This is a genomic window from Acidimicrobiia bacterium, from assembly GCA_012959995.1.
Classification (GTDB): domain Bacteria; phylum Actinomycetota; class Acidimicrobiia; order Acidimicrobiales; family MedAcidi-G1; genus MedAcidi-G2B.
On sequence record DUCC01000018.1, the window covers coordinates 84,460 to 92,655 of the forward strand.

Genomic DNA, 8,196 nt, shown 5'->3' on the forward strand with positions numbered 1-8,196 from the left:
ACCAATCAACCAACCTAAAGAAAAACTATGAACAACAAAGAAAACATCAACAAAGTAGTGCTGGCTTACTCCGGGGGCCTCGACACCTCCATCATCTTGAAATGGCTCGAAGAGACCTACCAATGCGAGGTAGTGACCTTTACCGCAGACCTCGGCCAAGGCGAAGAACTTGAACCAGCACGGGCCAAAGCCGTCGCCATGGGCGTCAAAGAAATTTACATCGAGGACCTTCGAGAAGAATTCGTCGCCGACTACGTGTTCCCCATGTTCAGAGCCAACGCTCTCTACGAAGGCGAATACTTGCTGGGCACCTCAATAGCCCGGCCACTGATTGCCAAAAGACTGGTGGAGATTGCCGCCGAAACCGGCGCCGACGCCGTCAGCCACGGAGCCACCGGCAAAGGAAACGACCAAGTACGTTTTGAACTGGGTGCTTACGCCCTGAACCCCGATATCGCCATCATTGCCCCCTGGAGAGAATGGGACCTCGGCTCACGGCAAAGCCTGCTGGACTACGCCGAAAAACACGGCATCCCCGTAGAAATGAAACGAGGCACCAAGTCGCCGTACTCCATGGACGCCAACTTGTTGCATATTTCTTTCGAAGGCGGGCCCCTAGAAGACCCATGGAACGAGCCCGCCTCAGAAATGTGGCGCTGGACGGTCAGCCCCGAACAAGCCCCCAACGAAGCCACCTACCTCGATCTCACCTACCAAAAAGGCGATATTGTCGCTATTGACGGCAAAGCTATGAGCCCGGCCACCGTGCTCACCGAACTCAACCGTATTGGCGGCGCCAACGGGGTAGGGCGCACCGACATCGTAGAAAACCGGTACGTAGGAATGAAATCGCGGGGCGCTTACGAAACCCCCGGCGGCACCATCATGCTCAAAGCCCACCGGGCCATTGAATCCATCACCCTGGACGGCGGCACGGCACACCTTAAAGACGAGCTCATGCCTCGCTACGCCGAAATTGTTTACAACGGATTTTGGTTCAGCCCCGAACGAGAAATGCTGCAAGTAGCCATTGACCACAGCCAAACCAACGTAAACGGACGAGTCCGGGTACGGCTTTACAAAGGCAACGTAGAAATCGTGGGCCGGGAATCTGACGACACCTTGTTCGACGAAGCCATCGCCACCTTCGAAGAAGACGACGGCGCCTACAACCAAGCCGACGCCGAAGGGTTCATCAAACTCAACGCCCTACGGTTGCGGACCATTGCTCGGCGCAACGCACGAAGCGAGGAAAGCACATGAGCACCCTTTGGCACGGCCGGTTCGCCGGCGGCCCCGCAGAAGCACTGCAGGCTCTCAACGACTCGTTGCCTTTTGATCAGCGCATGTTTAGTCAAGACATTGCTGGCTCACGGGCCCACGTCCGCATGCTGGGCCATGTGGGGCTGCTCACCGACACCGACACCGCAGCGGTATTGGCCGCCCTAGACACCACCGAAACTGAAATAGCTGAAGGAACCTTCGTTTTTGCCGTCAACGACGAAGACATTCACACCGCCGTAGAACGTCGGGTTACCGAGTTGGCCGGAGCAGCCGGGGCACGCCTACACACTGGACGGAGCCGCAACGACCAGGTAGCTACCGACCTACGGCTTTGGGCCAAACGAGAAATGACCGACCTGGCTGGGGTAGTAGCCGACCTGCAAGCGGTGCTGGCCCAACAAGCCGAAACCGCCGGCCCGGCCTACCTGCCCGGCTACACCCACCTACAACAAGCGCAACCCGTGCTGTTGGCGCACCATTTGTTGGCGCACGGATGGGCCCTGGCCCGTGACGTAGACCGGCTCTTAGCGGCCGGTCAAAGCGCCGATGTGTCGCCCCTCGGAGCCGGAGCCCTCGCCGGGTCTTCGCTGCCCCTCGACCCCGACATGGTGGCCCAAGAACTCGGCTTCGCCGCACGATTCGAAAACTCACTTGACGCAGTATCTGACCGCGACTTCGTGGCCGAAGCACTCTTTGCCCTCTCCTTGCTGGGCGTGCACCTTTCACGCATCGGCGAAGAAATGATTCTGTGGGCCTCCAGCGAATTCGGATTCGTCTCTTTAGACGACGCTTTCTCTACCGGTTCATCCATGCTGCCGCAAAAGAAAAACCCCGACATCGCCGAGCTGGCACGAGGTAAAGCAGGCCGGCTCATCGGGCACCTCACCGGTTTATTAACCACCCTCAAAGGCCTGCCCCTGACCTACAACAAAGACCTCCAAGAAGACAAAGAACCGCTCTTTGACGCTTGCGACACAGTACGGCTCACCATGTTGGCCCTCAACGGCATGCTGGCTACCTTGACCTTCAACACCGAACGAATGGCTGAATCAGCCGACAGCCCGTACGCCGCCGCCGTTGATTTAGCCGAATATTTAGTGGCCCAAGGTATGCCATTTCGAGAAGCCCACGCCGTGGTTGGCGGCCACGTACAAAATGCTTTAGCAGGCCACGGGAGCCTCAAAGACCTGGTAACCGCCGACCCTTGCTTGGGTGCCGAAGCTGCAGAACTCTTGGCTCCGGGAGTAGCAGTTACTCGCCGCACCACCCCCGGTGGTGCCGGGCCGGCCGCCGTAGCGGTACAAGCCGAACGGTTTGCACAAAAACTCGCCGAGCAACAAACCCGTTTGACGCAGTGAATATTTGGGCGGTTGACGACCTCGCTCACCGCACCGGCGTAGCCCCGAAGGAGACGGTGCGCCTCGGCCCCTCCGGCCCAGAACAAACGGCCATGTTGCAGCTTTTGTCAACGCACCCCGATGCCCTAGTGCGTACCTGTCGGCCGGGGCATTTCACCGGGTCAGCGCTGGTGGTTGACCCAGAAAATCAAAAAATCCTTATGCTTTTTCATACCAAATTGCAGCGTTGGCTTCAGCCCGGCGGCCACGCAGACGGTGACGGCGACCTAGCTCGGGTGGCCTTACGAGAAGCTACCGAAGAAACCGGTATTGAAGGCCTGCGGGTAGTGGAGCCAGCTATTGACCTTGACGTGCACACGGTGAACCCACCGAGCGAAGACCAACATCAACACCATGATGTGCGCTTTTTGGTGTTGGCGCCTCCCGGTGCGGTGCCTCAAGGAAACCACGAATCCCAAGCCTTGCGGTGGGTTAATCAAACCGAAATGAGTGACCTGGGTGTAGACCCCGGAACCATGCGTATGGCCCAACGAGGCTTAACGCTTTTTAAAGAACTTTAAAAGTCTCCAGCATCAAGACAAGAATCCATGTCGTTGACTCGGGCAAACCCATTTTGTCGGCTCAGATAAGAACTGCCCTCTTCGGTAGTGGTCAGCAGGGGAGCGACATCGCCTTCGCTGCGCATCCGTTCGCTAAAACCGGAGCGGTCATCAAGGTGTATTTGCCAGTCGCTCAGCCATAAAGCAACCATCTCTTGATCCTCAACCGTGCCGCCTGGCAAAGAGCCAAGGTCGCTAAGCATTTCGCTTAGTAGCACAGAAACCACGTCAATCTGATCCGCCCGTTGGGCGGGGGTGGTGGCCTCAGTAGCCGCCGGCAACGCAGCCAACTCAACGCGAAAAGCCGCGCAACGAGCTTCTGCGCTGCTTGCCCAAGTGCGATCCTCTAGACGATCAGGGTTGCCGGAAGGGGCCAAGAGGAGGGCCCAAAACCAGAAAACAACCAGAGAAAGTACGAGCAGCAAGAGGGCAAAACGAACAATAGGGTTGGCAGCATCTTCGTTTAACGGTTGAGTCATTCTTCTGGTTCTGGTTCTGGTTCTGGTTCTGGTTCTGGTTCTGGTTCTGGTTCTGGTTCTGGCTCTGGGGTTACTTGAACAGTGATCGAGGAACCAACCTCAACTTCGACCCCGATGGCAGGGTCTTGACCCCACACCATGCCGGCCGGAGCATCAGGTTCAAAAGGATTGGCCGCAACGACCACCACGAAAACCAGCCCCTCGTTTTCTATTAAAGAACGTGCCGCTGCTTCAGCGATCCCCGCTAAATCTGGTACCGCTACCAAAGGAAGCGGCACCGCGATCTCGAGTACCATAGACCCGCCCTCGGCCATAGTGGAACCCACCACGGGGGACTGGCTCAACACGGTGCCCGGTTCAACGTCCCCGGTCTCAATTTCGAAAGAAGCCAAAATGGTGATACCGGTTCCTGAATCGTTAAGCAATTGGGTGGCGGCCTCCAGGCTTAAGCCAACCAGCTGAGGGGTGGGCACAATCACGTCAGGCGCCTCGGTAGTGGTGGGAGCACGAGAGGGAGGCGGTTCGGTGAAATCTGTTTGAGGAAGATCCGCATGAGCGACCTCCATTACGTCATGCCAAATAAGCGCCGGGAAAGTACCGCCAAAGACTTTGCGGTCCAAAAGGGGAGGCACCATAGGGATTTGACCTTCGGGGTACCCCACCCAAACCGAGGTAGTGATTTGTGGGGTGTAACCAACAAACACCGCATCAGCATAGTTTTGTGTCGTACCGGTCTTTCCGGCAGCCGGGCGGCCAAAATCAGCACGATGGCCGGTGCCATGGCCAATTACCCCTTCGAGAATCCAAGTAATTTGGTCAGCGATGGAGGCGCTCAAAACCCGTGTTTGTTCACGTTCCCACTCCCACAAAGTGGTGCCATCGGAGCGAGTAATACGGGTAACAAAGGCCGGGGGAAGCGAAACGCCCCGGTTGGCAAAAGTAGAATACGCCGAAGCCATGTCCAACATGGTGGTGTCAGAGGTGCCCAAAATGTTGGCGTAAACCTCTTCCACTGGGCTTTGGATGCCCATGCGCTTTGCCATCGATACCAAGCGCTGTGGGCCCATTTCCATACTTAACTGGGCATACACCGTGTTGTATGAACCCCAAGTGGCTTGCACCAAAGTGACCATTTCTGGATCGGGTATTTCACCGTCCGGCCCCGGGTCAGGCAGTCGGTACCCGGTAGCGCCACCGGAAACCCGCCACTGGGCGGCATCGCCTACGCCGCCGGGAATATCAAATTCAATTTCGTTGGGCGCCGGGTACACCGAGGTAGCGCCCCAACCCGCTTCGAGGGCCGCCGCTAAACCAATGGGCTTCATAGAAGACCCCACCTGGCGGCCGTTACCCATAGCAAGGTTTACTTTGGCATCATCTTCTTCGGCAAAGAAATCACGTCCACCCACCATGGCCAGCACAAACCCCGTTTGAGGGTCCATGACCACCACCGAAGCATCAGGCAAACCGTAACCATCAGGGAGGTGCGCCTCTACAGCAGCTTCGGCGGCCGCTTGGAGTTCTAAATCAATGGTCGTTTCAATACGCAACCCGCCTTCAAAAAGCAAGGCCTCGCGCTGCCTGAGAGTGTCAGCGATATCGGTATTAGCCAAGAACCAGCGACGAACCTCTTCAACGAAATGGCCAGCCGGATAGACCGTGTCAAGCCGAGCGGAGTATTCCTCTAGCACCGGCGGCACATCAAGCGCTTCTTGATACTCCTCTTCGGTGATGAACTCGTTGGCCACCATGCGACCTAACACCATGTGGCTCCGGCGCAAACTGGCGCTGTAGTTACGCAAAGGGTCGTAGTAGGTGGGGCGCTGCACAATGCCGGCGATCATGGCGGCCTCAGCTACCGTAAGGTCACCCACCCCTTTGTTGAAATAAGTATGAGAAGCCGCCTCAATGCCGTAAGCACCATGACCAAAGTAAACGGTGTTTAGGTACTGCAACAAAATAAAATCTTTAGAGTATTGCTCTTCGAGGCGCATAGAGAACCAGATCTCTTCAAGCTTGCGGCTCGCCGTGCGTTCCGAGTTTTCAATAATGGCCAACTTGACGTACTGCTGGGTGATGGTAGAAGCACCTTGGCTAATGCCACCTGCTTCAAGGTTGGTGCGCGCCGCACGGATGATGCCCCGCAGGTCAACCCCGTCGTGGGCATAGAAGCGTTCGTCTTCAATAGCGATAACCGCATTGCGGACCATCTCAGGAATGACCTCAATATCGCGAATAACTGAACGGTTTTCGGGAGCCACCATGGCGGTAAGAAAAGTGCCGTCGGCGGCAAAAATAGTAGAGGTTTCCGATTGCTCAGGAATGGTGATTTCGAACTCCCGAGACTCATAGCTATAACAAGCGGTGGCCAGCAAAGCGCAAACTACGGTTACCGCGCCAAGGCGCCCGGAAAAAAACTGTTTAGCCACCCCTCTATTGTGGCCTGTAAAACACCCGAAAAGACGGCAGCAAGCAAAGGTAACCAAGAGATCTTTGCTAAATGGTTGGGCTAAGGGTCTCCGAGCGGTCATTATGGGAGGGTGAGCAACAACGATTTTCTAAACGACCTCGCTCAGCGGGGACTTATCCACGACCAAACTGACGCTGAGGCGTTGGCGGAAAGACTCAATCAAGGGCCCATTACCTTGTATTGCGGTTTTGATCCGACCTCGGACAGTTTGCATATCGGGCACTTAGTCCCGTTGCTTTTGCTGCGCCGCTTTCAAGACGCCGGCCATCGATCAATTGCTTTAGCCGGTGGAGCAACTGGCATGGTGGGCGACCCCAGTGGCCGATCCGAAGAGCGCAACCTTTTAGACGAACCCACCTTGGCCCACAACGTGGCTGCAGTGGCGAGCCAGTTGCAAGCCTTCTTACGTTTCGAAGACAACCTGACTCCCGGTGACCAGGCCGCAGTAATGGCCAACAATCTTGAATGGACCGCCGACGTGGGCGTGCTGGACTTTTTGCGTGAAGTAGGTAAGCACATCACCGTTGGCACCATGCTGGCCAAAGAGTCGGTGCGGAGCCGTCTGGACGGCGAACAAGGGTTGTCCTTCACCGAATTCAGCTACATGTTGTTGCAAGCCAACGACTTCTACGAACTCAACCAGCGTTACGGCTGCGAACTCCAAGTAGGAGGCTCAGACCAATGGGGCAACATTACCGCCGGCATCGATTTGATTCGCCGACGCTCAGCAGTTTCGGCCCACGGATTGACCGTGCCGTTGGTGACACGTTCTGATGGGGCCAAGTTTGGCAAGACCGCCGATGGAGCAGTTTGGCTTGACCCAAAACGCACCTTGCCTTACGAATTGCACCAGTACTTTCTTAACGTCGACGACGGAGACGCCGAACGCTTCTTGTTGCAGTTGACCTTGGTGCCGGTTAAAGAAGTAGCGGCTTTGATGACCGAACATGAAGAGCAGCCCGCAGACCGTCTGGCCCAAAGACGCCTCGCTGACGAGATCTGCACGCTGGTTCACGGTGCCGAAGAAACCGCTCGTGCCGCCTTAGCGGCTCGCGGCTTGTTCGGCCAAGAACCGCCGACCGCTGAAGTGCTCGAAGCGCTACGGGGGATTGTGCCCGAGACCACGGTGCAGCAAAAAGATCTCGCTGGCGCAGAGTCGCTTATTGACGCTTTGGTGCAAAGCGGACTGTGTAGTTCACGAGGAGATGCCCGACGCACGGTAGCCGGCGGCGGGGTATCGGTGAACGGGCAACGGCAAGAAAAAGACGCTCTGGCGTTGTCTGCTGACCACTTGGTAGGCGGCCGATTTGTGCTGTTGCAAAAGGGTCGCCGATCGCGCCATTTGTTGCTGGTTGATTGACGAAAAGAAATCTAAGAAATTTGAAAGAAATGTGTGTTTCGCGCGTTGAAGTCGGGGGAGGTACCGCTAGCGTTGCGGGGCGCACGGATGACGAAAGCCAATCGGCTTAGTTAGCCGAGCGTAGTGCGTTGCCCACCGGCGGATCCCATGAGGATCGAATCGGTCCGGCAAACACGGCACCACCAAAGCTCATTGAGTTTTGTGTGCCTGATGACTTTCGGTCATCGTGTGCTCTTTGAAAACGGAACAGAGGACGAAATATAGCCAGTGCGGGCTGTCCATCGACGATGCGAGTTGTCGCTGGACAGACCCTAAATTCAATTCAAGCACTGACGGACAGCAGTAATTAACTTCGGTTAACTGCTCTTGTCCTGAAGCCTAGTCAATGAGAATTGGTGTTTTCATTGACTGAAAAACTCGTGTAATAAACCGCCGAAAGGCGGTTACACCATGATTCGATGGTGGTTGTCACTTCGGTGATAGCCATTTGAGATTTTGATGGAGAGTTTGATCCTGGCTCAGGACGAACGCTGGCGGCGGGCCTAACACATGCAAGTCGAACGCACTCGACCTTCGGGTCATATGAGTGAGTGGCGAACGGGTGAGTAACACGTGAGAAACCTGCCCCGAAGACTGGAATAACCCG

6 protein-coding genes and 1 rRNA gene (1 of these 7 only partly in view) are annotated in these 8,196 nt (G+C 56.3%); 5 read left to right on the plus strand and 2 right to left on the minus strand.

Annotated elements, in window-relative coordinates; genetic code table 11:
- The first annotated feature begins 27 nt into the window (after positions 1-27).
- Genes EYQ49_05655 through EYQ49_05665 form a run of 3 tightly spaced genes read left to right on the plus strand, consistent with a single transcriptional unit; the run spans position 28 to position 3,202 of the window.
- The gene (locus EYQ49_05655) at positions 28-1,263 is read left to right on the plus strand and encodes an argininosuccinate synthase (GenBank protein ID HIG25362.1); all 1,236 of its coding nucleotides are present in this window, start codon (positions 28-30) and stop codon (positions 1,261-1,263) included.
- Positions 1,260-2,642, plus strand: a complete 1,383-nt coding sequence (gene argH, locus EYQ49_05660; protein ID HIG25363.1) for an argininosuccinate lyase — start codon at positions 1,260-1,262, stop codon at positions 2,640-2,642. The genes EYQ49_05655 and argH overlap by 4 nt, the downstream gene beginning before the upstream one ends.
- On the plus strand, positions 2,639-3,202 hold the full coding sequence (locus EYQ49_05665) for an NUDIX domain-containing protein (GenBank protein ID HIG25364.1): 564 nt from the start codon (positions 2,639-2,641) through the stop codon (positions 3,200-3,202). Before argH ends, EYQ49_05665 begins: the two co-directional genes overlap by 4 nt.
- Here EYQ49_05665 and EYQ49_05670 read toward each other — a convergent pair.
- Entirely contained in the window at positions 3,199-3,720 is a 522-nt protein-coding gene (locus tag EYQ49_05670; protein ID HIG25365.1) for a hypothetical protein, read from the minus strand. The genes EYQ49_05665 and EYQ49_05670 overlap by 4 nt on opposite strands.
- Positions 3,717-6,251 (minus strand): PASTA domain-containing protein, encoded by a 2,535-nt coding sequence (locus EYQ49_05675; GenBank protein HIG25366.1) that lies wholly within the window; start codon positions 6,249-6,251, stop codon positions 3,717-3,719. The genes EYQ49_05670 and EYQ49_05675 overlap by 4 nt, the downstream gene beginning before the upstream one ends.
- A gap of 9 nt (positions 6,252-6,260) precedes the next feature.
- On the opposite strand from EYQ49_05675, the gene EYQ49_05680 reads away from it, so the two are divergent.
- On the plus strand, positions 6,261-7,550 hold the full coding sequence (locus EYQ49_05680) for a tyrosine--tRNA ligase (GenBank protein HIG25367.1): 1,290 nt from the start codon (positions 6,261-6,263) through the stop codon (positions 7,548-7,550).
- A 497-nt stretch (positions 7,551-8,047) separates the two neighbouring features.
- A 16S ribosomal RNA gene (locus EYQ49_05685) occupies positions 8,048-8,196 on the plus strand (its annotated part continues 396 nt past the right edge of the window); the annotation flags it as partial.